Consider the following 25081-nt stretch of genomic DNA (forward strand, 5'->3'; position numbering starts at 1 on the left):
CTCGTGCAACGTCATCACTGCATGCGCTGGCATGCAAGCGAGCAGCAGTGCCGCAGCTGCGTCGCAAGCCCAAAAACGCCAGCGGCAGCCGTCCTGGCTGCCGCTGGAGGTGCGCAGGCACAGTGCAGTGAATCAATGCGCGCCGAAGCGCCAGTTCAATTCCAGCATGTAGGAACGGCCATAGCCGGTGTAGTTGAAGATGTTGTAGTACGGGTAGCTGGTGTAGGTGCGGTCGCGTGGCGGGCGGGTATTGGCGATATTGTTGACCGTTGCCGTGAGCGAGATATCGTCGCTGACCGCGTAGTCCAGGGTTGCATTGAACTGATGCGAATGCTACTCAGGCGATTGGGTACTGGTGCATCGGGCCCGGTACGATCGATCCGCGAAAGCGCATCCACGCACGTGGGCGAGTTGATGTCCAGGCTGCCCAGGCGGCACGCCGATTCGGTTTGCAGCAGATTGTCGGTGCTCAGATCGCTGACCTTCTGGTCGATCTTGATATTGTAGTAGTCGGCATTGACGCTGAAGCGTGCGCTTGGCGACCACACCACGCCGGCGCCCCAGGACTTGGCCGTGATCGACTTCAGATCGCGATTGCCGGCGCGGCGTCCTGAAATCGTGGTGCCAGCGTAGGTGCAATCGGCGATCGGCACGCCCGGTTCTTCCACCGCGCAACGGTAGTAATCGTTGACGCCCTGGAAGAAGCCGCTGTCGCCGGCAAAGCTGAAGGCCATGTCCGGCGCCTTGAAGGCGGTGGCGTAGTTACCGCGGAACAACAGCGAGTCGATCGGGCGGAATTCCAGTGCAGCCTTGTAGGTGAATTTGGAATCCCCACCGCCTCCCTGGTTCTTGTAGTCGTCGTAGCGACCAGACAGGTTGGCGGTCAACGTGCTCAGGATCGGGATCCGCGTTTCGAAGGCTGCCGCCCAGTTGTCGCGCTTGCCGCTGCCTTGGGTGCCGGTCAGCTGGTAGAAGTCGCCGGCGATGACGCGCGGGTCGGTCGGGTTGGTCCAGTACTGATTGCCTGCCTGCAACACGCCGGCGATGCCCACAGCGCCGGCAGGCAGGTTGAACAATTCGGTATTGGTCAGCTGCAGGTTGACGTTCTGGGTCCAGGTTCTGGACTTGGTACGGATTTCGTCGTTGAAGCTGCGGTACTGCGCCGGCGTCAATGCGCGATAGAAGTTGGCATCGTTGGGCGAGTAGATCGGGTAGCCGTAATACTCGCCTTGCGGTGCGCCAAGGAATTGTTCGCGGAAGAAGTCTTCGATGCGATCGGCCAGCGGCCATTGCTGGCGACTGTCGATGCGGTATTCCGAACGGGCGTAATAGGCGTCGTAGGTCCAGTTGCTGGCGCCCAGGCCGCCCTTCAGGCCAATTGCGATGTTGTAGGAATCGGCGGTCTGGCGCTTATTGTTGAAATTCAGATTGCCGGTTTCTTCCGGCGCAAAGATGCGCTGATAGCTTTCCAGCTGCTGGCTGTCCTGGTTGTAGAACAGACCGCCGGTGTCAGAAGAGGACTGCCAGAACTGCGAGCCACTGTTGACTTCGACCTTGGTGCGGTTGAGCAGCAGGGTCGAATACAGTTCGGCGTTGTCGTTGAATGCATAGCTCAGGTTGGCATAGCCGCTGGCGCTGCGCTCCTTGTTGAGGATGCTGGCATAGCCAGGCTCGGCACGGCTGCTGCAGAAATTGCCACGGTTGGCACGGTTGTCGTATTGCACCGAACCGTTGAACAGCGCGCCCAGCGCGGCGCAGTTGTCGGCACCGGGGTCGATGTAGGTGCGCGGTGTGTTGTGCAGCGCGATGCGCGAGCCGTAGCGCAGGGTCGGGTCCGGGTTGTCTTTGGTGGAATCGAAATCGCGCCGCTGAAAACCGTAGATCGGGTCCTGATTATTGAGCTGCAGCCCCCACAAGATATTGGCGCCGCCGATCTCGTTGCCGCCAGTGAGCTGAAAGCGCTGGTTGTTGCCGCCGCCACCATCGTAGGTGCCCATGCGGTAGTTCATCTGCACGCCGTCCATGCGCTTTTTCAGGATGATGTTGACCACCCCGGCGATGGCGCTGGAACCGTAGATCGAGGACTGGTTGCCGGGCGCCACATCGATACGCTCGACCATGCCGACCGGCACGCTGGCCAGATCGAAGTTGCTTTGGCCGTTGTAGAGCAGCGGGTAGTCGGCCATGGGCCGGCCATCGATGAGTACCAGGGTGAAGCCCGGATCCAGCCCGAGCAGGCTCAATGACTTGGCGCCCGGAGTAAAGCCGCCACTGAACTGACTGTCCTGCACGGAGCCAGTGGCCATCGGCTGCGAGCGCAGCACGTCGTAGACGTCCTTGAAGCCGCGGCGCTGGATGTCCTGGGCAGTGATCGAAAACACCGGGGTCGCGGTTTCGATCTGGGAGCGGGGGATCAACGAACCTGTCACGGTGACCTTGTCCAATTGGGTCACGTCACCTTGGTCCTGCGCCATCGCAAGCGATGGCATCGTTAAGGCGGTGCATACGGCGGTAACCAGCAGACGACGCTTCATGAAACGAACCTCTCTCTCAAGGTAAACGGGCAAGCAGCAATTGGGGGGGCCGCTCGCAATCAGTGCCAACGAAACGTTAACAACACGCCGAATGTGACCACGTCACTCGGTCCCCGTATAGTCGGGTTTGCTTAGATTTTTTGTCCCTTCACGCCGAGGCTGGGTATCCTTTGACGATGCTTAAAGTCGCGTTTGCTCTTTCCTTGCTGTGCACCCTGTTCGTTCCGCTGCAAGCGGTTGCTCGGGCAACCATCGACAAGATCGAAATCAAGGGCTTGGATGGCGGCGACGACGCCGAGATGATCGAGAACATCCAGGTCTCCCTGTCTCTGTATGAGGCCGTGGGCAAGGAGCAGGGCGAGTCGCGTCTGGAATATCTGTTGGCACAGGCCGAGCGGCAAACGCGTGAGGCGTTGGAGCCGTTTGGCTACTACTCACCGACCATTACGCTGGCTGCACCGCGCGCCGGCGACAAGGTGACCGTGGTGATCACGGTGGATCGCGGCGAGCCGGTGCGGGTACGCACCTCGCATATCTCGATCACCGGCTGGGCCGAGCAGGACCGCTACCTGGGCCAGGACCTCAAGCAGTTCGAGCCGCGCGAGGGCCAGGTCTTCAGTCATCCGCAATACGAAGCCAGCAAGGTGCGCATCACCCGGCGCCTGGCCGAGCGTGGTTACTTCGATGCCGACTTCACCCAGCGCCGCGTTGCGATCACGCGTGCCGAGCATGCGGCCGACATCGATCTGAACTGGGACAGCGGCCGCCGCTACGACATGGGCAAGGTGCGCTTCGACTACGACTACTTCCGCGACGGCCTGTTCGACCCGCTGGTGTACTGGGAAGAGGGCAGCTACTACCACGAAGGCAAGCTTGACCGATTGCGCGAGTCGCTGACCAAGCTGGATTACTTCAGCACCATCGACATCCAGCCCAAGCCCGAAGAGGCAGACGACCAAGGCCGCGTGCCGGTGGACGTCAAACTTACCCGCGCCAAGCGCACGGTCTACACCGCCGGCTTGAGCTACGGCAGCGAAAGCGGCGCCGGTGTACGCGGTGGCGTGGAGCGGCGTTATGTGAACTCGCGCGGCCACAAGATGGACACGCAGCTGGATTACGCGCAGAACCGCAAGAGCCTGACCACCAGCTACCGCGTGCCGGCGTTCCGTTGGCTGGATGGCTGGTACACCGCCTCGGCGCGGCTGTACGACGAGCAGACCGAGTACATCGACCTGCGCAACGTCAAACTCACCGGCAGCCGCAGTGGCCAGATCAACGAGCGCTGGAGCGCGATCGCCTCGATCAACGCCTTGCGCGAGCGGTGGCGTTTCAGCAGCGGCGACGATTTCGAAGGCGCGGTGTACGAGACTTCCACCTTGATCTATCCGCAGTTGCAGGCCAACTACGTCAATGTCGACGACCGGCTGTTTCCGCGCAGCGGCGTGTCGGCGCAGATGTTCATTCGCGGCGGCGCCGAAGGTGCCGGCTCGGACACCAACTTCGGCCAGCTGTATGGCCAGCTGCGCTGGTTCCTGGGCGCCGGCGACAACAGCCGGTTGATCCTGCGCGGCGAAGGTGGCACCACCTGGACCAGCGACCTGGTGGCGATGCCGCCGAGCCTGCGCTTCTTCGCCGGCGGCGCGAACAGCATCCGTGGTTATGCGTTCCGCGAAGTCGGCCCGCGCACGCCCAAGCCCGACGAATTCGCGCTGGGTGCCAAGAACGTGGTCACCGCCAGTGCCGAATACGAGCATTATCTCAAGGGCGGCCCCTGGGGCGGCGCGGTGTTCGTCGATGGCGGCAGCGCCTTCGATGACCGGCCCGACTGGCATACCGGTGTCGGCTTCGGCCTGCGTTGGCGCTCGCCGGTGGGCCCGGTGCGGGTGGATATCGCGCATGGCTTGAACGACCCCGACTCGCAGTTTCAGCTCTACATCGATATCGGGGCCAACCTGTGAGCACGCCCACGCCGCCCTCCGCGCCGCGCCGCGCACGCTTCTATCGCCGGCGCCGCTTCTGGGTGGGCTCGGGCCTGACCGTGCTCGGGCTGGTGCTGCTGGCCTTGATCGCGATCTACTGGCTGCTGCAGACCGTGGCCGGGCGCGATGTGTTGCTGGCGCAGGTCACCGCGCGCCTGCCGGTGGGCGCCACCTTTACCTACCGCGCCGTCGAAGGCCCGGTGGCCGGCCCGCTGACCCTGCGCAATGTCGACTTCAAGTATCAGGACATCCACTTCACCGCCGAGCGCGTGTATCTGGAGCCGGACCTGCGCCCGTTGCTGGGGCGCAAGCTGCAGCTGGACGCGGTGCAAGTGAGCAATGCCACGTTGAACCTGGGCAAGAGCGAGGAACCGTTCACCCTGCCCAGCTGGCCCGAGTCGCTACCGCAGATCAACGTGCCGCTGGCGATCCAGGCCGACAAGATCGATGTGCAGAACCTGCGCATCACCCAGCTGCAGCAGCCGATGATCGTGCTGCACACCGTGCAGGGCGGGCTCGAGGTCGCCACCGGCGAGCTGCGCACGCGCGATCTGGTGATCGACACCGACATGGGCGACTTCCGCCTGCACGGCGATTACCTGCCCAACGACGACTACCGCGCCGACCTGACCGCCACTGCCGTGCTACCGGCCGCACGCGGGCGCACCCCGGCCAGCCTGGGGCTGGTGGCCCGCGGGGATCTGGACAAGATGGAAGTGGCCATTGCCGGCCGGGCGCCGGCGCCGCTGCAGGCCAGCCTGGTGTTCACCGGTCGCGACGACCCGACCTGGGCGTTCAAGGCGGTGACCGAGGCGCTGGATACCTCGCTGTTGATTCCGGCCGCGCAGGGGCAAGCCAATCCGCCTGCCACGCCGATCGCGCTGAACCTGGAAGCCTCCGGCAAGGGCGGCAACGCCGATCTGCACGGCAGCATCAAGCAAGGCGAACTGAGCGCTACGCTGCAACCCTCGCATGTCCGCCTGGCCGAGCAGGTCCTCACCTTCGAACCGTTGGTGATCGACACCTTCGAAGGCCGCACGCAACTGCGCGGCACCGCCGATTTCCGCGATACCCAGAATCCGAGTTTCCGCTTTGCGGTCAACGCCAGCGGCCTGCGCTTCACTCCGGCCGCGGATCCGGCCACACCGGACGCGCCGCTGGTGCCGGTGGAGCTGAAAGACGCACGCCTGGGCGTGGCCGGCACCTTGAAAGCCTGGGCTGCGATCGGCCACGCCGCACTGGAGCGCGATGGCCAGCAGGCCGAGCTGGTCTTCGACAGCCGTGGCAACGACCAACGTGCACAGCTCAAGCAGGTGCAGGCGAAAACGCCGGGCGGTGCGCTGGATCTCACCGGTGAAGTGGCCTGGGCGCCGGAGCTGCAATGGGATGTCAGCGCGCAACTGGCCAAGTTCGACCCGGGCTATTTCGCGCCGGGCTGGAACGGCAACCTGTCCGGCAAGATCGCCTCCAAGGGGCGGCAATTGCCGGCTCCTGCCGGCGGTGTCTCGCCGGGGTTCGAGGCCACTGCGGACATTCCCAGCCTGGCCGGCCAGCTGCGTCAACGCGCGCTGTCGGGCAACGGCAAGTTCGCGTTGCGCGGCGAACAGGGCGAAGGCGAGCTGCAACTGGCGCTGGGCAATAGCCGCATCACCGCCAAGGGCAAGGTGGGCGACCAGCTCGATATCGCCGCGCAGCTGCAGCCGTTGCAGCTGGACGATGTCTTGCCTGGTGCCACCGGCGTCGTGCGTGGGCAGCTGCAGGTCAGCGGTACGCGCGACGCACCCGACATCACCGCCGACATTGCCGGCAACGGCCTGCGCTGGGACACCTATAGCGCCCAGAGCATCAGCCTGCGCGGCCGGCTGCCGTGGCGCGGCAGCGATGGCCAACTGGCCTTCCAAGGTACCGCCATCGAAGCCGGTGTGGTGCTCGACAGCGTGCGCGTGCAAGCGCGCGGCGCGGTGGAGGCCCTGCGGCTGGATGCGGACATCGCCAACAGCATGGCGACTGTCGCCCTGCAGGGCGATGTGCGTCGCAACGGCGAGCGGTGGCAGGGTCAGCTCGCGACCTTGCGCATTGCCCCAGCCAAGGGCGATGCCTGGGCACTGCGCCAACCGGCGCAGTTCGGCACCGATGGCGCGGCGTTTACCTTGTCCGACACCTGCCTGGGTGCGGCCACCGGTGGCGCACTGTGCGCCAGCGCCAACTGGCCGCGCGAGGGCATGGTGGTGCATGGCGACGCGCTGCCGCTGTCGCTGGTGCAGCCGTGGCTGCCCAAGCAGGAAGGTCGGCAGATCTATCTGCGTGGCGAGCTGTCGCTGGACGGTAGCTTCAAGCCGCGCGGCAACGCCTGGGAAGGCAGCCTGCGCATCGCATCGCCCGAAGGCGGCATTCGTTTGGGCGAAAGCCGCTACGCTGCAGTGGCCGGCAATCCCAATCGCGGCGAGTTGCTGCGCTACGACCAATTCAGCGTGCAGGCCGATTTCAGCCAGCAACAGATCCAGGGCAAGCTCGGTATCGGCTTCCAGGGCGCCGGCTTTGTCGATGCCAAGTTCAATACTGGTTGGGATGCGTACGCGCCGCTCAACGGCGAGCTGTATCTGAACATGTCGCGGCTGTATTGGCTGGAGCTGGTGATTGCCGACGTGGTGCGGCCGAAAGGGCTGGTCGAAGGCCACGTGAGCCTGCGCGGCACCCGCGACAAACCGCTGCTCGGCGGCGATGCGACCCTGAGCGATTTCACCGCCGAATATCCATCGATGGGTTTGACGCTGAGCGAGGGCAAGGGCCGCTTCGACGCGTTGCCGGATGGTTCGGCCAAGATCACCGCCTCGGCCAAGTCCGGGCCCGGCACGCTCACCGTCGATGGCGGATTGTCGTGGTTCGGGACCAGCACGCCGCTGCTGCTCAATATCCGCGGCGACAACGTGCTGGCCTACAACACCAGCGAGCTGCGCATCATCGCCAATCCGGACATGCAGTTCGGCATTACCGATAACACCATGCAGTTGCGTGGCAAGGTCACCGTGCCCGAAGCGGATATCGACCTGGAACGCCTGGACCGTGGCACCTCGGTGTCCGAAGACGTGGTGGTGCTGGACCCGGTGGACCCGGAACAGACGCCCGCATCGCCATTGGATATGGACCTGGCGATCGTGCTCGGCGACAAGGTCAACATGAGCGGCTTCGGCCTCAAGGGCGGACTGAGCGGGCAGATGCAGATCCGTGCGCGCCCTGGCCGCGAAATGACCGCCAACGGCGGGCTGGATGTGCGTGGTCGCTACAAGGCCTATGGCCAGGATCTGACCATTACTCGTGGTCAGCTGACCTGGAACAACAACATCGTCTCCGACCCGCGCGTGAGCCTGCGCGCCGAACGCAAGATCGGCGATGTCACCGCCGGCATCGACGTCAGCGGCCGCGCCGAATCGCCGCGTGCCGATGTGTGGTCCGAACCGGCGATGTCGCAATCCGAAGCGCTCTCGTACCTGGTCCTGGGCCGCGGCCTGTCCACCGCCAGCAGCGACGAAACCCAGCAGGTCAGCGCCGCCTCGGCGGCATTGTCGGCCGGCAGCAGCCTGATCGCCTCGCAGATCGGCGCCAAGCTCGGCCTGGACGAAGCCGGCGTCAGTCAATCCAGCACGTTGGGCTCGGTGGTGGGTTTCGGCAAATATCTCTCGCCCAAACTCTACGTCGGCTACGGCGTGTCGATGGTCGGCGGCGGCTCGGTACTGACGCTCAAATACCTGCTCAGCCGCGGCTTCGATATCGAAGCCGAATCCAGCACCATCGAGACCAAGGGGTCGGTGAATTGGCGGCGGGAGAAGTAGGCGACGGTGAGCTGGTAGGAACTGCTGGTCCTTCTGCGGCGTCTGCTGGCGTTGGTGTGCAGCTCTTGTTGCATTGATGGGGGATCACACCGGTTGCATCTGCTTTACCTGCGCTGCGCATCGGCATCAATGGCGCGTTGAACTGTTTCAACGTGCCATTACGCACTCTTTATGCTCGCGCACCGGCGCGCGCATAGCCTCTTTATGCCCGTCAGGCCTACCTTGGCACTCCCGCACTGTGGTGCGTTGAGCCGAACACGATGTGTATCCTGATTTTGCGCGGTCCTCAGGCCGATCCGGCGCCGTTGGTGCCGATGCAACTGCCTGAGTGCGCTGGGCGTGCGTTGCGTACGCTGGCGTGTGCCGATGTGGATCGCTTGATTGCCGAACTGCATGCGGCCGGGGGCGATGCCGAGGTGGAGCTGGTGTTGCTGGATTCGGGCGATCTGCCGTTGTCCGAGCGCAGTTGCGCGCGCGCCTTGCGCGCTGCCGTGGACGCGTTGCCCACGCCGTATATCGAGCTGCATACCGATGCCGATCAGGAACTGGAGCCGTGGCTGCATGCGCAACACGCGCCGTTGGCGGTGGTGATCACGCCGCACGATGCGCCGCGCGCGTATGCGATGTCGCTCGGCATTGCCGCTCGGTGTCTGCCGTCGCTGCACGCGCCACTGCGCGTTGCTGCCTGAGGAGGTCGCCATGTCGATCATGATCCTGCGTGGGCCGGAAGCGGCGATGCCGCTGGTGCGTGGGCCGCAGCCGTTGCCGCCCGCCGTCGTTCGCCAATTGGTGGCGTGTGCCGGGGACGCGGGCAAGACGGTGGCATTGCGTGCCTGTGGCTCGGAACAGGAACTGCTGGATGCGCTACGTGTGGCCGGTCAGGCGCGGATGGAGATCGCGCTGATCGATCCGGGCAGTTGCGTGGACAGTGCGCGGCTACATCGCGTGCTCAGAGACCTGCCTTACCCCTATGTCGAAACGCACGACGACAGCGTGGACCGTCCGGAGCGCTGCCTGCCGCACGGTCTGGGGCAGTGCATCGCCACGGTGCGTGGCTACTGCGCGCAGAGCTATCTGTTGGGGCTGGAGATCGCGCTGGAACATCTGGGCTGCACGGAGATCCAAGGCGATGTCCACGTCGGGACCTGAGCGGCGCCAGCTGCATTACTTCGCCGATTACGAGGGCTACTGCGATGGCCGGCCGGTGCTGTGGGGGCAACTGGCGCATAGCGTGGACGTGCCGGCCGATGGCGAACTGGACGCAGCCGCGCTGGTGCGTGCGCTGCGCCGGCGTGCGGCCGAGGCGCATGGGTTGGAGGCCGGACAGATTCGCCTATGCCAGGTCACGCGGCTGTAGTTGCGAGATTGGACCAAAAAAAAGCGCGCCGACAGGCGTGCGTGCGTCGTGCTCGGCCGGCATGTACCACGCGGACACGCGGGAATGCGGGATCGCGCGCCATCAATGGCTTTTTCGTCGTCAATAGCGCTGAAGCCTGACGGCCATGCCAAGCGCGCTATCCGCGCCGGCCAGACGACGGTTCGCTGTCTATTGGTCGCCACGTGCTGCGTTCAGTGCGAGGACGTCTCTTGATCGCTGTAGACGATGCGTTGCCGTGTTGCCGCCTCCTTCGTGGCACGCCCGCGGTCACACCTGGGCAAACGGCAACCGCCACAAAGACACCGCCGCCCGAAGGCGGCGGTGTCGTTCTGACAGGACCGGGCCATGGACCCCTGCAGATCCTGCTTACTTGGCTGCTGCGTTATCCGGCACGAACTTGGTCAGCTGGTTGGCCGTTGCTGCGACACCGAAGTTGTTGCGTGCATAGCCGGAGCCCCAGTACAGCGCACCGTTCACGATTGCCGGCGCGCTCATCACCGAGCCACTGGCCTTGTAGTTCCACAAGGTGGCGCCGGTATCGCTGTCCAGGGCAACCATATTGCCTGCCATCGATCCGGCAAACAGCAGGTTAGGTGAGACGGTGATCGGACCCTGCGCGCCGGCCGGCACCGTCGGATTGACGGGGTTGATTCCCGGTGCCTTCACTTGCCACAGGATCTTGCCGGTAGCCGCATCCAGTGCCGCCCACGAACCGGCGTTGTGGCTGACGGTGTTGTCTGGGCCCAGCGTGTAGGGGGTGTTGAGGTTATTGTTGATGCCGACATAGATGCGCGACTTGTAGGGATCAAACGCGGCGCCCCACTCGATACCACCGGTGGTGCCGCCCGGACCAACTTGGGTGGACCACACCTTGGCGCCGGTCTTGGCGTCGAAGGCCCAATAGATGCCACTCTTCTGTCCGGCGCCGACCAGTTGTTGCAGCTTGCCGTTGCGCGGCACCGCAAACAGTTGCACGCCCGCACCGCCAAAGTCGTAATCCGGGCCGGTCAGGTTGGTTGCCTGGGTGTTCGGGCACAGGCCATTGGTCGGGGCGAGGATGCACGACAGATTCCAGGCGTCGTAGCCCTGGTTGCGGTTGGCCCAGACCAGCTTGCCGGTATCCAGATTGAGCGAAATCACCGAATCGACGTAGTTGTCCGGTGCCATGCAGTTGAGTTCATCCTGGACGGTCAGGTCGCCGCCGCGATAGGAGCGCGCATTGGACACGCAGTTACCGACGCTGGCGGGAATGTTGTAGTTGTTGCCTGTGCCGAAATAGATGCGGCGCGCGATCGGGTCCACGGCGACCTGGCCCCAAGTCGATGCACCCGTATAGCCTTCGGGCGCGTTGTAGAACTGCCAGACCTTCTTGCCGGTGTTCACATCCAGCGCCACCACACTGCCGCGGAATGAGAACCGGTGGGTGGGATCGAGACTTTCATAATCCCTGGAGGATACCCCCAGGTACACGCGGTTGCCGTACACCACCGGGGACGAGGTGATCTGTGCCTGTGGATTGGTCTCTACCTCGCTCTTCCACAGCAACTTGCCGGTCTTCTTGTCCAAGGCCAGCACGGTGCCGCCGGCCATGTCGCCCAGGATGATGCTCTTGGGGGTGATGGCAGGTGTGGTGCGCGAGAGCGAATTGCTCTTGTTCGTGTAGTCCGACAGCTTGGCCTGCCAGTTCGGCTTGCCGGTTTGCGTGTCCACGCTGTACAGCGTGCCGCCCCAGTCGGGCACGTATAGGGTGCCGCCTTAGATGCTGGGCGTGGCCGAGATGTCGCCGGTGGTGGTCAGCGTCCACGCCGGCTTGAGGGTCTTGACCGTGGTGCGATTGATCTTCCATTCGCCCGGTGCGAAACGCGAATTCAAGTAGCCCCCGCCGGCCACGGTCCAGTTGCTGGGGCTGGCGAAGGGAAGGTCTTGACCGAAGCTGCGCCAGACCTGGCCGGAGCGGGCGAATGCCTCGGTATCCAGGGACGATACCGGCTGCTGCGCGGTGGTGGCGCCAGACTGCGCCAAAGCCACGGCACTGACGAGCAGGCAAGGAACGAGCGTCAAACTGTGGAGTCGCAAACGGCGTTTGGGGTTGGTCATCACGGCATGTCCTAGATGGAAGGAAGCGCTGGATCCCCCCGGATCGGCTGACCGAACGATGGACGATTGACGTGACCGCGCAACACCTGCGCGGCGCTGCATTCAGACAATGGTCGGGTCCGTTTGCATCTGGTGCGACCAACTTGAAAAATTTGCGTTCAATCGGTTCGTTATTCGCACCAATCGTGATGATTCATCACCATTTTCTGTGTTGCGATAGAAAAAATGATTGATGCGGTCTTGGCCGAAGATGCGTCGATGACGGCGGTTTGCAAGAAGTAACCAGGAAATGTTGCGCAACCTTGGGTGTGGGCCTTTGCAACGGATGGACGCGATGGGAAGGGTGCGACGAACCCGGTGCGCGATGTCGGCGGTCGATTGCAGCGTTCTGCGGTATGCAGCGAATGGGGCATCGGCTCGGCACTGCGGCTGATTGCGCTGCGCGTTGCCTGTCGTACGGCGTGCGGAAGTGGAGAGATGAGCGATGCGGGTGGCCGTCCCCTCATCCGCCCCTTCGGGGCACCTTCTCCCGGCGGGAGAAGGGAATGGCGCGTTGCTGATGCGGTACTTTTCTGCGGCATGCGGCCGCGTGGATGCGCGCTGGATGCGCAAGCTAGCGCGACAGCAGACGTTGGGCGCTGCGCCGTTACGTGCATTGTCTCCCTGCGCTGCAGCCAGGCTGCGCGTCGCGATATCGCTACAGGTTGGCCATCGGCACGGAAGCGGTAGCCTCGTGACGCACAACGCACAACGCACAACGCCTAGGCGGCACTCACCGCAGGCACCACGCACGTCGTGTGCGTCCGCTTACACCCGCTCCGATGCGCGTGAGGCATGTTGCACTGCAGCGGGATCGATCGCTGCCAGCTGTGCGATCGCATCCTGCACCACCGCAGGCACGCTGGCATCCACGTCCACCGACACCACGTCCGCTTCGTCCAGCGGCAGCTCCAACGTCTGCAGCTGGCTGTCGAGCAATGTGGCTGGCATGAAGTGGCCCGCGCGGTTGCTCAGGCGGGCGGCGATCACGTGCGGAGCTGCGTGCAGGAACACGAAGCGCATCGGCACGCCGCTGTTGCGCAGCAATTGGCGATGCGCGCTGCGCAAACCGGAGAAGGCCAGCACCACCGATTCGCCGGCCTGCACGAAATCGCGCAGCGTGGCCGATAGCAGTTCTACCCACGGCAGACGCATCGCGTCGGTGAGCGGTTGGCCGGCCGCCATCTGCGCGCGTGCTGCCACGCTGTGGTAGTCGTCTGCGTCCAGAAAACGGAAGCGGTAATGCGCTGCCAGCGCTTGTGCAATGGTGGTCTTGCCGCTGCCGGACACGCCCATCACCACGATGGCAAGCGGCGAAGCGGACGCGGGCGTGGCATGTGGGGCGGTGTCCATCACGTCAGGTTATATCTCTGGATCGATTCGGCATTCGAATGGATTTCACGTTGGCGGCAGCCGATGCGTGGTGTAGCGTCGGCGCTCCTCGCCAGGTGCGCGGGCACTCAGCGTAACGGCGTGCTCGGCCGGGTACAACGCATTTGAAGGTGTGTCGATGCCGTCATCGCCCGCAACGTCTCCTGCATCGGCGCGCCTGCGCTGGCGCGAAAAGCTGGGCTATGGCGCCGGCGATCTGGGTCTGAATCTGTACTGGGCCAACATCTCGGCGTTCTTGCTGATCTTCTACACCGACACCATGCACCTGCCGGCTGCTGCGGTCGGCACGATGATCCTCTTGACCAAGATCGCCGATGCGATCGCCGACCCCGCGATGGGCGCATTGGCCGACCGCACGCGTAGCCGGCTTGGCAAGTTCCGCCCGTATCTGCTGTGGGGCGCGCTGCCGATGGCCGCTGCTGGCGTGCTTGCCTACACCACGCCGGATCTGGACCAACATGGGCGCATGTGGTGGGCCACGATCACCTTCCTGGTGATGATGCTGGCCTACACGGTGGTGAGCATTCCGTACTCGGCATTATCCGGCGTGATCACCGCCGACAGCCAGCAGCGTACCGGCCTGATCAGCCTGCGATTCATCGGTGCGTTTGCAGGGACCACGTTGGTCAATTACTTCACGATGGACCTGGTGCGCTGGTTCGGCGCAGGCGACGATGCGCTGGGATGGCAACGTACGATGATGCTGTACGGCGCGGTGGCGCTTGCGTTGTTCGTCGCCGTGGCGCTGACCACGCGCGAACGCGTGCAGCCGCCGCCGCAACAACGCACACCGATTCGTCGCGACATCGCCGATCTGCTGCAGAACAAACCGTGGTGCGTACTGTTCGTGCTGTCGTTGATCATCATGATCACGATCACCATGCGCGGTGGTGCGGGCGTGTACTACCTCAAGTACTACGTACAACGCCCGGATCTGGTTGGCCTGTTTCTGGGTAGCTATTCGGTCGCCCTGGGGGTGGGTGCGGCCATCACGCCGCTGCTGACGCGGCGCTGGGACAAGCGCCAGCTGATGTTCTGGCTGATGGTGCTCGTCGGCCTGCTGAGCTGCGCGATGTTTTTCGTGCCGGCCCATGCGGTGTGGGCGGTGTTTGTCTTGAACATGCTGATCGGTCTGGCGCTGGGGCCGAAATCGCCGTTGGCGTTTTCGATGTATGCCGATAGCGCCGACTACACCGAATGGCGCACCGGCCGCCGTGCCACGGCGATGACGTTCGCCGCGGCGACGTTTTCGCAAAAGCTCGGCGGGGCGTTGGCCTCGGCCGGCATTGCCTGGGTGCTGGCTGCAATGGGCTATGTCGCCAACACCGCGCAGTCCACCGGGTCGTTGACCGGCATCGTGCTGCTGCTGACCGTGATTCCGGGCGCGGTTGCGCTGCTGGCGGCCTGGACCATGCGTTTTTATCCGCTGGACGACGGGCTGTTGAACCGCATCCAGCACGAACTGGCCGCGCGCAAGCGCGACGAACCGGAGCACCCCTGACCGTGTCTGCAACGCCCCCCTCAACGTCCGATGCGCTGTCCAGCTTGATGGCGCCCAGTGCCGATGGTGCGCGCTACGCACTCTACAGCCCCACGGCGATGCCCAATGCCGGCGGCTTCCTGTGGAACCGCCGCATGATGGTGCAGCTGACCTGCCGCGGTTATGCCACCGGACAGTTCATGCAGCCGGAGCCATCGAAATACGCGCATGCGCCAATGCTGGAAGCGCGCAATTTCATGATGCCGGAGCAGCCGTACTACGCGCATCACCCCGGTCGGTTCTTTTATCTCAAGGACGAAGACACCGGCGCGTTGTATTCGGTGCCGCACGAGCCGGTGCGCGCGCAGCCGCAAGCGTTCGAGTTCTCTGCCGGCAAGCACGATGTGCGCTGGCGGGTGCGCCATGACGACATCGTGGTGGAATTGTGCGTTTCCCTCCCCACCGACGATGCGGTGGAGCTGTGGGAATGTCGTGTGCACAACGGGTCCGGTCGCGGGCGCAGGCTGAGCCTGTATGCGTATTTCCCGGTCGGCTACATGTCGTGGATGCATCAATCCGGCGGGTACGAGCCGGCCTTGGGCGGGATCGTCTGCCGGAGCGTGGCGCCGTATCAAAAGGTGGACGATTACTTCCGCCAGCGCGATTTCAAGGATTGCACCTTTCTGCTGCACGAGCAGACGCCGGTGGCCTGGGACGCGCAGCAGATGGCATTCGAAGGCGAGGGTGGTTTGCACGCGCCATCGGCCGTGCAGGCCGAGCAGCTGGGCAACCACGAGGCGCATTACGAAACGCCAGCCGCCGCGTTGCAATACCGGCTGACCCTGGAGGCCGATGCGGCCAGCGTGTATCGCTTCGCATTCGGGCCGGCCAAGGACGATGCCGAAATTGCCGCGCTGCGTGCGCGCTATCTCTCGGAAGAAGGATTTGCTGCGGCCGCGCGCTACTACGCGCAGTACCTGCAGGCCGGCAATGGCTGCGTGCAGATCACAACACCCGATGCGGCGCTGGACAATCTGGTCAACCACTGGTTGCCGCGTCAGGTGTTCTATCACGGCGACGTCAATCGCCTGACCACCGATCCGCAGACGCGCAATTATCTGCAGGACCATATGGGCATGGCCTACCTGCAGCCTGCCACCGCACGCGCAGCGCTGTTGCATGCCTTGTCGCAGCAGGAGCCCAGCGGCGCAATGCCGGACGGCATCCTGTTGGTGGAAGGCGCCGAGCTCAAATACATCAACCAGGTGCCGCATACCGATCACTGCGTGTGGTTGCCGATCTTCCTCAGCGCATATCTGGCCGAAACCGGCGATACCAGCATCCTGGACGCGCGCGTGGAAACCCATGACGGGCAGCGCCTGAGCGTGGCCGAGCGCCTGGATGCAGCGATGCAATGGCTGCTGGATGCGCGCGATGCACGTGGGTTGAGCTTCATTGCGCAGGGCGACTGGTGCGACCCGATGAACATGGTCGGCTGGCGCGGCAGGGGCGTGTCCGGCTGGCTCACCGTGGCCACTGCGTATGCAGTGCGCCTGTGGTCGGAGATCTGCACCGCGCAAGGGCGCAGCGCACAGGCGCAGGCATTCGGTGAGGCGGTTGCCGTCATCAACGCCGATGCCAACCGTGAGCTGTGGGACGGCAACTGGTACGCGCGCGGCATCACCGACGACGGGGTGCGCTTCGGCATCGCCGACGATGTGGAGGGGCGCATCTATCTCAATCCGCAGAGTTTCGCGCTGCTGGCCGGCACTGCCGATGCGCAGCAACGTGCGGCGCTGCTGGAGGCGGTACGCGAGCAGCTGCACACACCGTATGGCCCGGTGATGCTGGCGCCGGCGTACACGCACATGCGCGACGACGTGGGCCGGCTGACCCAGAAGTGGCCGGGCGCGGCGGAAAACGGTGCGGTGTACAACCACGCGGCGGCATTCTATCTGTACAGCCTGTACCAGATTGGCGAGGCCGACCGCGCCTGGGAGATCCTGCGCGCCCTGCTGCCAGGGCCGACACGCGAGGATGTGCTGCAACGCGGCCACCTGCCGGTGTCGCTGCCCAATTACTACCGTGGCGCGTGGCATCAATACCCGCGTACGGCGGGGCGTTCGAGCCAGCTGTTCAACACCGGCACGGTGGCGTGGGTGTATCGCTGCGTGCTGGAAGGCCTGTTCGGGCTGGTGGGCGAGGGCGACGCGCTGGCGATCCGTCCGCAGCTGCCCTCGCATTGGCCGCAGGCGCGTGCGAGGCGCCAGTTCCGCGGCGCGGACTTCGACCTCACGCTGACGCGCGAGCCGGGCCGCACCGCGATGGAGGTGCTGGTGGATGGCGAGCTCTGTCCGGAGCAGCGCATCGGCAACATCGCACGCGGGAAGGTGTATCGGGTCCAGGTAAGGCTGCCCGGTTGATGGCGGGTCGCTCGCCGTGTCAGCAGTGGCGGCGGCAATGGGTGGCTGAAGCAGCGCGAGCGCGCTTGCGACGCCCTCCTGCTGGCTCGCATCAGCGCGTCGGCGCTGGCCCCAGATAGGACGCAGGCACCGGCACGGTGCTCAGCACGAGCTTCTCCAGGACGATGTTGTCGTCGATCCTGAAGACCTTGATCGTGTGCCGACCCTTCGCCAGCGCGCCCATCTGCGCCGAGACGAACACCGCATTGTCCCGTACCGCGGTTGCCCAGGCTTTTTCGGCGGGCGTGTTCTGCGCCCCGCCGGTCGGGTGCAGCTCCCAGTTGACGGTGGTCACCGGACCGTCGTCGATGGAGACGCCGAGGCGCAGCGGCCCGCGGTTGGACGTCTCCAGTGTGGGCGCAAGATACAGGCCGAGCGTTGCAGGGCCCGGCGTGGTGACCACCACGTCGTACTCCACTGCGACACGGTCTTCGGCCGTGGTGGCAGGCTGCCCCTGTGGCAGCGCGACCAGGGCGCCCTGGGTGCGTCCCAGCGCGGGGATCGCCCTCCATTGCAGCCCCTTGTTGGCGATGACCCGCGAGAACATGGGCGCTTCGAGCGAGAGTACCCCTGGCGTTTGCGGGGCAGGCGGCGCGAACGCGATGGAGCGTGCGATCCGGTCGGGCGGCGTATCGCCGCCAACGCGGCTGATCGAGGGCATGGACTGCTGGGTGGGGTCGTTCCAGATCACATAGCTCATGTGGACCTGATTCATCATGCCGTCCCATTTGCCGCCGTTGATCGCGTGGTAGCGCTGTGTCAGTGCCCTATCGCGCTCGAAGGTGGTTTCGACCATGTCGGCGAAGTAATTGGCACGTGCATCGTTGCGTGCGGCCAGGCGCTTGTTCCATGCGGCCGCGTAATAGAGCTGGTAGAGATTGGAGACGGCCGCGATTGGGTATTCGACCAGCTGGTAATAGGCGTCTTGCTGGTCGGCGGGCAAACTCGCCTTGACGCCGAGCATGCGCTGCTCAAGCGCCTGCCATTGCGCAACGATGGCGCCGAACTCGCCGCCATCCAGCTTGGCCGGCGCACCTTCGCCCAGGGCGAAGCTGTCCTGATCGACCAGTTCCGGCTTTCTCCTTGCAACCAGCATGCTGTAGCGGGTGATCAGCTCTCCGATGCGTGCGGCATGCGCCGCGTCGAACGATTCCTGCGCCCACTGCTGCGGATGCGCCGCAAGTGCGCCGGGCGTCATCGCTTCCGGATTCCAGGCCATCTTCAGGAAAAAACTCAGTGGATATTCCATCGGCTTGATATCGCCGACGTTGACCACCCACAGTTGCCGTGCGCCGCGCTGATAGGCCAGATCCATCTGCTGCCAGATCTTTTCGATCTGATTGGTATTGATCCATTTGTAGTTGCGCGGCACGCCCACATAATCGAAGTGGTAGTACACGCCATACCCGCCGGCGCGCTGCAGGTCGGTGACCGGAAGGCGGCGGATCTGGCCCCAGTTGTCGTCGGAAAACAGCAGCGTGACATCGTCGGGCACCTGCATTCCGTGGTCGTAGTAGTCCTGCACTTCCTTGTAGAGCGCCCAGACCTGCGGCGTTTGCGCGGCCGGTGCCTTCGTCACATCGGCGATGATGGCGCGCTGGTCGGCCACAACCTTTTCCAGCAAATGGCTGGCCGTACTCTCGGCCATCGGTTCGTCGCCATCGCCGCGCATGCCGACGGTCACCAGGCTGTCGTAGCGTTGGCCACCGCCCTTGGACATCATCCGCGCAATGCCGCCCTGCCAGAAGGCGCGCAGGTTGGCGGCATTGCTGGTGTAGTCCCAGGCGCCGCCGCTGTTGGGAATGCTCTTGAGGTGCCACTCCTTCTGCGCACGCATCATCGGCTCATGATGGGAGGTGCCCATGACGATGCCCATCTGATCGGCCAGCACCATGTTGTCGGGATCATCGACATTGAATGCCTTGCCCCACATCGCCGGCCACAGATAGTTGGCCTTCATGCGCAGGCCCAGCTCGAAGACATGCGCGTACATCTTCGCATTGACGCCACCGAATTTCTTCGTCGCCCAGCCCTTCAAGGCAGGGTCTTCGTCGTTGATGAAGAATCCGCGGTAGCGCACCTTCGGCGCATCGGACACGCTGCCGCGGGTGACGAACAGGTTGGATCGATGCGCCGTCGCGACGTCGGCGAACCAGTACCACGGCGACACGCCAATCTTCTCCGAGACATCGTAGGTACCGAATACCGCGCCACGGCGATCGGCGCCGACGATGACGAGCGCCCGATCGATCTGCGGCGTGGGGCGATCGACGACAATTTGCGTGTACGCCTCCCAGCGCTGCAGCAAGGCGCGCCTGTCGATTTTCCCGGCGGCGATGAGCACATCGATGATCGGACTCTGGCCGAGCGTGCCAACGATCACGGCCGTTCCGCGAACGCTTGCCAGATCGGTGCTCACGCCACTGGTGCGGCCGGCAACCCGTTGCAGGTCGGCTGCGAAATTGCCGGCCGCCGATCGCACCGCGGAATCGGCCGAGGCATCGACCACGACCGTGGCAGGTACCTCCGAGCGGATCAGTGCAAACGCACCGGCGCTGTCGCGTTCGCACACCGACACTGGCGTGGTACAGGCCCAGGCACCGTCGGCAGCGAAAAGGCCGGCCGCGATGATCAGCAGGAATCGCATGACCGACGGCGCAATTGACGAGATCTGGCTTCTTGCTTGAACGGACATGGGCTCTCCCACACATGCGGTGCTGGTTTCTGGATGGGTGCGACACGCGTATCGACGGCACTGCCAAGCGGCGGGCGCGGCCGATGCACCACCGGTATGCGCCGCGCCTGCACGAGAGGGCGCGTTCCATCGCGTTGTGATGAACGCGCATCGCGATACGGTGACTGCCGTCGCTGCACTGCAGCAGTCATCGGATCACGCGGTGGCGCAAGATGGCGTTGCGTGGCGGGCATTGCTGTCATGCAAGACGACATCGAGCAACGAAGGGCTTTGGCACATCGTCCGATTCGAGGTGGTCAGACAGTATGTCGTGTTAGCGCTAACATCAAGCCGGCTGGCAAGCGCGGCTGCGGGGTGGAGGTCTCACTTCCCTGCGCAGGCAGTGTCTCTCGCGGCCCTGTTTTCGCCGATCGCGGCGATGGCGGCGGCGCGGTTCAACCGTGCTGGCATGCGTGAGCAGGCCATGGGGGCCGCACCGGTGGCGGCAAACCAACTACAGACATGCCCGCAGTCGGCGCGGGCATGTCTGCGCGTCTGCGATGCCAATGCCCGGCAGAGGCGGCGTCAGCGCTTTCCACCACGGCCTTGAGCAGCCCGGCAGGGCGAGCGCGCATGCCGATGCAAACCGCACGGCAGGCCCCGCCCGGCCCGGCTGCCGCGCTTGCAACGCCAATGTGCGCGACTGCGTAAACTCCACCGCTGGCGCTGCGCCACGTCGGAGGACATGTTGGTCTCGAACTGGATCCTGCTGTTGGTGTCCCTTGGTTACGCGGCGCTGCTGTTCGGGGTGGCGTGGTGGGGCGACCGCCGTCCGCTCTATCCGGAGCGGCCGTGGCTGCGGCCGGCGGTCTACAGCCTGGCGCTGGCGGTGTATTGCTCGTCGTGGACCTTCTACGGCGCGGTCGGCTCGGCGGTGCGCAATGGCATCGGCTACCTGCCGATCTATCTGGGCCCGCTGCTGTTGCTGCTGTTCGGCTGGCGCATCATCGAGCGCCTGGCACTGATCGCGCGCGCCGAAAACACCGTCTCCATCGCCGATTTCATCTCCTCGCGCTACGGCCGTTCGCGCCGGCTGGCCGCGTTGGTGGCGGTGATCGCGCTGATCGGCATCGTTCCGTATCTGGCCCTGCAATACAAAGCGGTGGCGATGAGCCTGGAAGTGTTGACCGGGCATAGCAGCGCCGGGCGCGGCATCTTCGCCGACCCGGCGTTGTATGTGGCATTGCTGATGGCCTTGTTCGCCACCTTGTTCGGCACCCGCCAGGTGGATGCCACCGAACACCACCGCGGCATGATGCTGGCGATCGCGCTGGAGTCGGTGATCAAGCTGGTCGCCATCGTGGCGGTGGGGCTGTTCGCGTGGCTGTGGTTGAGCGAGCACCAACTGCATATCGCCGATTCGGCGCGCACGCTGTTCGAGCACACGCCGTCGGTGGGCTTCATTTCGCAGACACTGCTGAGTTTTCTGGCCGTGATCTGCCTGCCGCGCCAGTTTCATGTGGCGGTGGTCGAATGCAGCGACGTTGGCGATATCCGCCGGGCGCGTTGGTTCTTCGGCGCCTATCTGGTGATCATCTCGGCGATGGTGGTGCCGATCGCCTCGGCCGGCATCGCACTGTTCGGCAAGGGCAGTGCGGTGGTGGACGATGCGGTGGTGCTGGCATTGCCGCTCAGCCAGGGCAATACGGTGCTGGCGCTGGTGGCGTATGTGGGCGGGTTTTCGGCGGCCACCGGCATGGTGATCGTGGCCAGCATCGCGCTGGCCACCATGGTCAGCAACGACCTGGTGATGCCGGTGCTGCTGCGTCGCCGCGGCAGCGCCGATGCGCGCGCGGCGGTGGCCTCGCGCGTGTTGTGGATCCGACGTGTTGCCATCCTGCTGCTGGCGCTCATTGCCTACGGATATCACCGCAGCGTCGCCAACGACACCACGTTGGCTGCGTACGGGCTGATGGCATTTGCCGCAGTGGCGCAGTTCGCGCCCGGTGTGATCGGCGGGCTGTATTGGCGTGGTGCCAGCCGCAAGGGCGTGGAGACCGGCATGGCGCTCGGCTTCATGACCTGGATCTACACGCTGCTGCTGCCGGCGGCCACGCGCGCCGGCTGGCTACAGACGGACTGGCTGGTGGACGGGCCGTTCGGCATCGCCTGGCTGCAGCCGCAGCAGCTGTTCGGCATGCGCGGCTGGGACCCGCTGGCGCATGGCACGTTCTGGTCGCTGCTGATCAACGTGGGCGCGATGATGCTGGTCTCCGCGCGCTGGCGTCCCGGCGTGGACGAGCGGCTGCGTGCAGCGCCGTTCCTGGACCCGTACGCGCAGCGCCCGGCGGTGGCCGGCGACTGGCCGGGGCATGTGCGCGTGGCCGATCTGCAGGCGCTGGCCGAGCGTGTGGTGGGCGAACGGCACGCGCATCGCGCTTTCGTCGACCAGGCCTCGCTGCTGGAACGCGAGCTGCAGCCCACCGTGGTGGCCGACCGCGCCTGGGTGCAGTTCACCGAACGCCTGCTCGCCGCCTCCATCGGCGCCGCCTCCGCGCGCCTGGTGCTGACCAGCCTGTTGCGCGGTTCGGGCATGGAACTGGGCGAAGTGGTGGCGGTGCTGGACGAAGCCGGCCAGGAGCTGCGCTTCAATCGCGAGATTTTGTCCACCACGCTGGAAAACATCAGCGCCGCGGTCAGCGTGGTCGACCCGGACATGCGCTTGACCGCCTGGAACCGGCGTTATCAGCAGTTGTTCGGCTATCCCGATGGCATGTTGTATGTGGGCCGGCCGGTGGCCGATCTGATCCGCTACAACGCCGAGCGCGGCGAACTGGGCGAGGGCGATATCGAAGACCAGATCGATCGGCGTATCCGGCATATGCGCGCCGGCTCGCCGCATGTGTTCGAACGCACCCGCAGCGACGGCAAGGTGATCGAGATGCGCGGCCAGGCGCTGCCGGGCGGTGGCTACGTCACCAGCTACAACGACATCACCGACTACAAGCGCGCCGAACGCGCGTTGCTGGACGCCAACGAAAATCTGGAGCAGCGCGTCGCCGATCGTTCGCGCGAAGCCGAGCTGGCGCAACAATCCAAGACCCGCTTTCTGGCGGCGATCAGCCACGACGTGTTGCAGCCGCTCAACGCCGCGCGTCTGTTCGCCTCGGCCTTGCGCGAGAGCCATCAGAACAACGAAGAGCAACGGCATCTGGCCGAACGCGTGGACGCCTCGCTGCGTGCGGCCGAAGAACTGCTGGACGGCCTGCTCGACGTCTCGCGCCTGGATGCCGGCGGGTTGCGTCCCACGGTCGAGGATTTCGACGCCAGCGCGCTGATGCACGAGCTGGCCGCGCAATACGCGCCGGTGGCGGCCAGCCGCGGTCTTCAGCTACAGGTTCATGTGCGCGCGATCTGGGTGCGCAGCGACCGCCGTCTGCTGCGCCGGGTGATGCAGAACTTCCTGGCCAATGCGCTGCGCTACACGCGTCAGGGCCGCATCGTGCTGGGCATGCGCGGGCGCGGGCAGCAGGTGGAGCTGCAGGTGTGGGACACCGGCCCGGGCATTCCCGAACACCACATGCGGCAGATCTTCGAAGAATTTCGCCGCTATCAGCAGCCCTTCGATTGGGGCGAGCAGGGTCTGGGGTTGGGTCTGTCGATTTGCCAACGCATCTCGCGCCTGCTCGATCACGACCTGAGCGCGCGCAGCCAGGTCGGCCGCGGCAGCATGTTCTCGATCCTGTTGCCGCGTGTGGCGCCGGTTCCGGTGGCACCGCTGTTGCCGGTGACGGCTGCACGTGCATCGCGCAGTGGCGATTCGCTGGCCGGCCTGCGCGTGCTGTGCGTGGATAACGACCGCGAAATTCTCGATGGCATGCGCGCGCTGCTCGGCCGCTGGCAGGTGGAGGTGATCACCGCCAGCACCGTGGACCAGGCACTGGAACGTGCGCGCGAACAGCCGGACCTGATGCTAGTGGATTACCACTTGCACGACCGCATGGATGGCCTGGACACGCTCGATGCGGTGCAGGCCGCCGCACCCGCACCGATCGCCGGCGCCTTGCTCACCGCCGATGGCCGCGACGAACTCAAGCAGCTTGCGCGCGAACGCGGTTATCGGCTGCTGACCAAGCCGGTGAAGCCGGCCTCGCTGCGCGCGTTCCTGAGCGCGCATCACGATGCAAAGACACGCTGACAGGTGCACCTGTGCATCGCGACATGCGGGGATGCACGCCGCAGCGATCACGCATTCCATGATGCCGATCGCGTGCGGTTCGCACGCCCACGCAGCGTAGGAGCGCACCCGGGCGCGATGGCGGCTTTACCAGGAAAACCCGCCGCGCCCAGGTGCGCTCCTACGGCTACGCCGCACCGCCCAGGTGCTCGTAAAGAATCACGCTGCCGACGATCACCAGGATCAATCCACCCAGGATTTCGGCGCGCTTGCCGATCAGATTGCCGAGCGCGCGGCCCAGCATCACGCCGGCAGTGACCATGCTGAAGGTGCACAGGCCCACCACCACCGCCACCACGCCGATGTGCACATCCAGAAACGCCAGGCTGACGCCGACCGCCATCGCATCGATGCTGGTGGCAAAACCCGTCGTGGCCAAGCCCAGCAAGCCGTGCCGTTTCGGCGTGTCGGAGGCTGCATCGTCGGCATCCTCCGGCCCGTTGCGCAGGCCGGCCACGATCATGTGCGTGCCCAATGCGCCCAGCAGCACGAAGGCGATCCAGTGATCGTAGGCAGACACATAACTGGATGCGGCACGGCCCAGCAGCCAGCCGATCACCGGGGTGATGGCTTCGATGCAGCCGAAGATCAGGCCGGCGCGTAGCGCGTCGCGCCACTGCGGCTTGCGCATCGCCGCGCCCTTGCCGATCGCCGCGGCAAACGCATCGGTCGACATCGCAAAACCGATCAACACAATGGAAAAAGGAGACATCGACACTCTCGGGTTGGGCACGGTCACAACGACATGCGCCCGCGCCAACCGTCGTCGTGCACGCATGCCGTTGGTCTCGCCAAACCGAAACTGGTTGCCTGCACCACGGCGCACTGGCCGAGTATGTTGATGCAGGCGCTTTCGATGACGAAAGCAGGCTACTCCCCAAGGGGCGCGCAGTGTATCAACGCATTGCCGCGTTCGGTGCGTTTGCACTGCACGCGAAGGTCGGTCTGATCTTTATAGCCGTGGCTATGCGGGCGCCGT

The 25081-nt window shown here is 64.9% G+C and carries 11 protein-coding genes, 2 pseudogenes and 1 riboswitch; of the genes and pseudogenes, 8 read left to right on the top strand and 5 right to left on the bottom strand.

All coding sequences use genetic code 11. The features are described 5' to 3' along the window. Window positions 1–132 precede the first annotated feature (132 nt). Window positions 133–2474: pseudogene (locus J7360_RS12270) on the bottom strand (TonB-dependent receptor). Between the two features lie 236 nt (window positions 2475–2710). Here J7360_RS12270 and J7360_RS12275 point away from each other — a divergent pair. The 5 genes from J7360_RS12275 (at window position 2711) to J7360_RS12295 (ending at window position 9700) form a co-directional block, all read left to right on the top strand. Then, window positions 2711–4492: an autotransporter assembly complex family protein gene (locus J7360_RS12275; protein WP_017156060.1), complete on the top strand. Its 1782-nt coding sequence runs from the start codon at window positions 2711–2713 to the stop codon at window positions 4490–4492. Beyond that, a complete protein-coding gene (locus tag J7360_RS12280) occupies window positions 4489–8343 on the top strand; it encodes a translocation/assembly module TamB domain-containing protein (RefSeq protein ID WP_209033943.1) in 3855 nt (1284 codons plus the stop codon). Before J7360_RS12275 ends, J7360_RS12280 begins: the two co-directional genes overlap by 4 nt. 260 nt (window positions 8344–8603) lie before the next feature. Next, window positions 8604–9032, top strand: a complete 429-nt coding sequence (locus J7360_RS12285; protein ID WP_057659254.1) for a hypothetical protein — start codon at window positions 8604–8606, stop codon at window positions 9030–9032. A 10-nt stretch (window positions 9033–9042) separates the two neighbouring features. Further along, window positions 9043–9492, top strand: a complete 450-nt coding sequence (locus J7360_RS12290) for a 3-dehydroquinate dehydratase (RefSeq protein ID WP_057659252.1) — start codon at window positions 9043–9045, stop codon at window positions 9490–9492. Further along, the gene (locus J7360_RS12295; RefSeq protein WP_005914565.1) at window positions 9473–9700 is read left to right on the top strand and encodes a hypothetical protein; all 228 of its coding nucleotides are present in this window, start codon (window positions 9473–9475) and stop codon (window positions 9698–9700) included. The genes J7360_RS12290 and J7360_RS12295 overlap by 20 nt, the downstream gene beginning before the upstream one ends. Before the next feature lie 387 nt (window positions 9701–10087). Here the strand turns inward: J7360_RS12295 and J7360_RS12300 are convergent. Together J7360_RS12300 and J7360_RS12305 are read right to left on the bottom strand one after the other, a co-directional pair. Next, window positions 10088–11818 (bottom strand): annotated as a pseudogene (locus tag J7360_RS12300) (PQQ-binding-like beta-propeller repeat protein). 807 nt (window positions 11819–12625) lie between these two features. After that, entirely contained in the window at window positions 12626–13210 is a 585-nt protein-coding gene (locus J7360_RS12305; protein WP_209033945.1) for a gluconokinase, GntK/IdnK-type, read from the bottom strand. A gap of 157 nt (window positions 13211–13367) precedes the next feature. On the opposite strand from J7360_RS12305, the gene J7360_RS12310 reads away from it, so the two are divergent. Both J7360_RS12310 and J7360_RS12315 read left to right on the top strand, forming a co-directional pair. After that, window positions 13368–14750 (top strand): MFS transporter, encoded by a 1383-nt coding sequence (locus tag J7360_RS12310; RefSeq protein WP_057659248.1) that lies wholly within the window; start codon window positions 13368–13370, stop codon window positions 14748–14750. A 2-nt stretch (window positions 14751–14752) separates the two neighbouring features. Further along, window positions 14753–17152: an NdvB protein gene (locus tag J7360_RS12315; RefSeq protein ID WP_209033947.1), complete on the top strand. Its 2400-nt coding sequence runs from the start codon at window positions 14753–14755 to the stop codon at window positions 17150–17152. Between the two features lie 91 nt (window positions 17153–17243). Here J7360_RS12315 and J7360_RS12320 read toward each other — a convergent pair whose 3' ends face one another. Further along, window positions 17244–19886, bottom strand: a complete 2643-nt coding sequence (locus J7360_RS12320; RefSeq protein ID WP_209033949.1) for a glycosyl hydrolase 115 family protein — start codon at window positions 19884–19886, stop codon at window positions 17244–17246. Window positions 19887–20610: 724 nt separating this feature from the next. Between J7360_RS12320 and J7360_RS12325 the strand changes: the two genes are divergently transcribed. Beyond that, window positions 20611–24063, top strand: a complete 3453-nt coding sequence (locus J7360_RS12325; protein WP_176214956.1) for a PAS domain-containing hybrid sensor histidine kinase/response regulator — start codon at window positions 20611–20613, stop codon at window positions 24061–24063. Window positions 24064–24229: 166 nt separating this feature from the next. On the opposite strand, the gene J7360_RS12330 is transcribed toward J7360_RS12325, so the two are convergent. Continuing rightward, complete coding sequence (locus tag J7360_RS12330; RefSeq protein WP_057659275.1) at window positions 24230–24814, bottom strand: manganese efflux pump MntP family protein; 585 nt, start codon at window positions 24812–24814, stop codon at window positions 24230–24232. Window positions 24815–24826: 12 nt separating this feature from the next. Next, a riboswitch (yybP-ykoY riboswitch) is annotated at window positions 24827–24987 on the bottom strand. Between the last annotated feature and the right edge of the window lie 94 nt (window positions 24988–25081).

The organism is Xanthomonas sp. D-99 (assembly GCF_017746145.1).
GTDB classification, from domain to species: Bacteria; Pseudomonadota; Gammaproteobacteria; order Xanthomonadales; family Xanthomonadaceae; genus Xanthomonas; species Xanthomonas cissicola.

Bases quoted from the DNA above. Each gene is read 5' to 3' on its own strand.
- J7360_RS12305 (WP_209033945.1), bottom strand. From the start codon at position 13,210: ATGGACACCGCCCCACATGCCACGCCCGCGTCCGCTTCGCCGCTTGCC.
- J7360_RS12310 (WP_057659248.1), top strand. From the start codon at position 13,368: ATGCCGTCATCGCCCGCAACGTCTCCTGCATCGGCGCGCCTGCGCTGG.
- J7360_RS12290 (WP_057659252.1), top strand. From the start codon at position 9,043: ATGTCGATCATGATCCTGCGTGGGCCGGAAGCGGCGATGCCGCTGGTG.
- J7360_RS12275 (WP_017156060.1), top strand. From the start codon at position 2,711: ATGCTTAAAGTCGCGTTTGCTCTTTCCTTGCTGTGCACCCTGTTCGTT.
- J7360_RS12295 (WP_005914565.1), top strand. From the start codon at position 9,473: ATGTCCACGTCGGGACCTGAGCGGCGCCAGCTGCATTACTTCGCCGAT.
- J7360_RS12330 (WP_057659275.1), bottom strand. From the start codon at position 24,814: ATGTCTCCTTTTTCCATTGTGTTGATCGGTTTTGCGATGTCGACCGAT.
- J7360_RS12325 (WP_176214956.1), top strand. From the start codon at position 20,611: ATGTTGGTCTCGAACTGGATCCTGCTGTTGGTGTCCCTTGGTTACGCG.
- J7360_RS12320 (WP_209033949.1), bottom strand. From the start codon at position 19,886: ATGTCCGTTCAAGCAAGAAGCCAGATCTCGTCAATTGCGCCGTCGGTC.
- J7360_RS12285 (WP_057659254.1), top strand. From the start codon at position 8,604: ATGTGTATCCTGATTTTGCGCGGTCCTCAGGCCGATCCGGCGCCGTTG.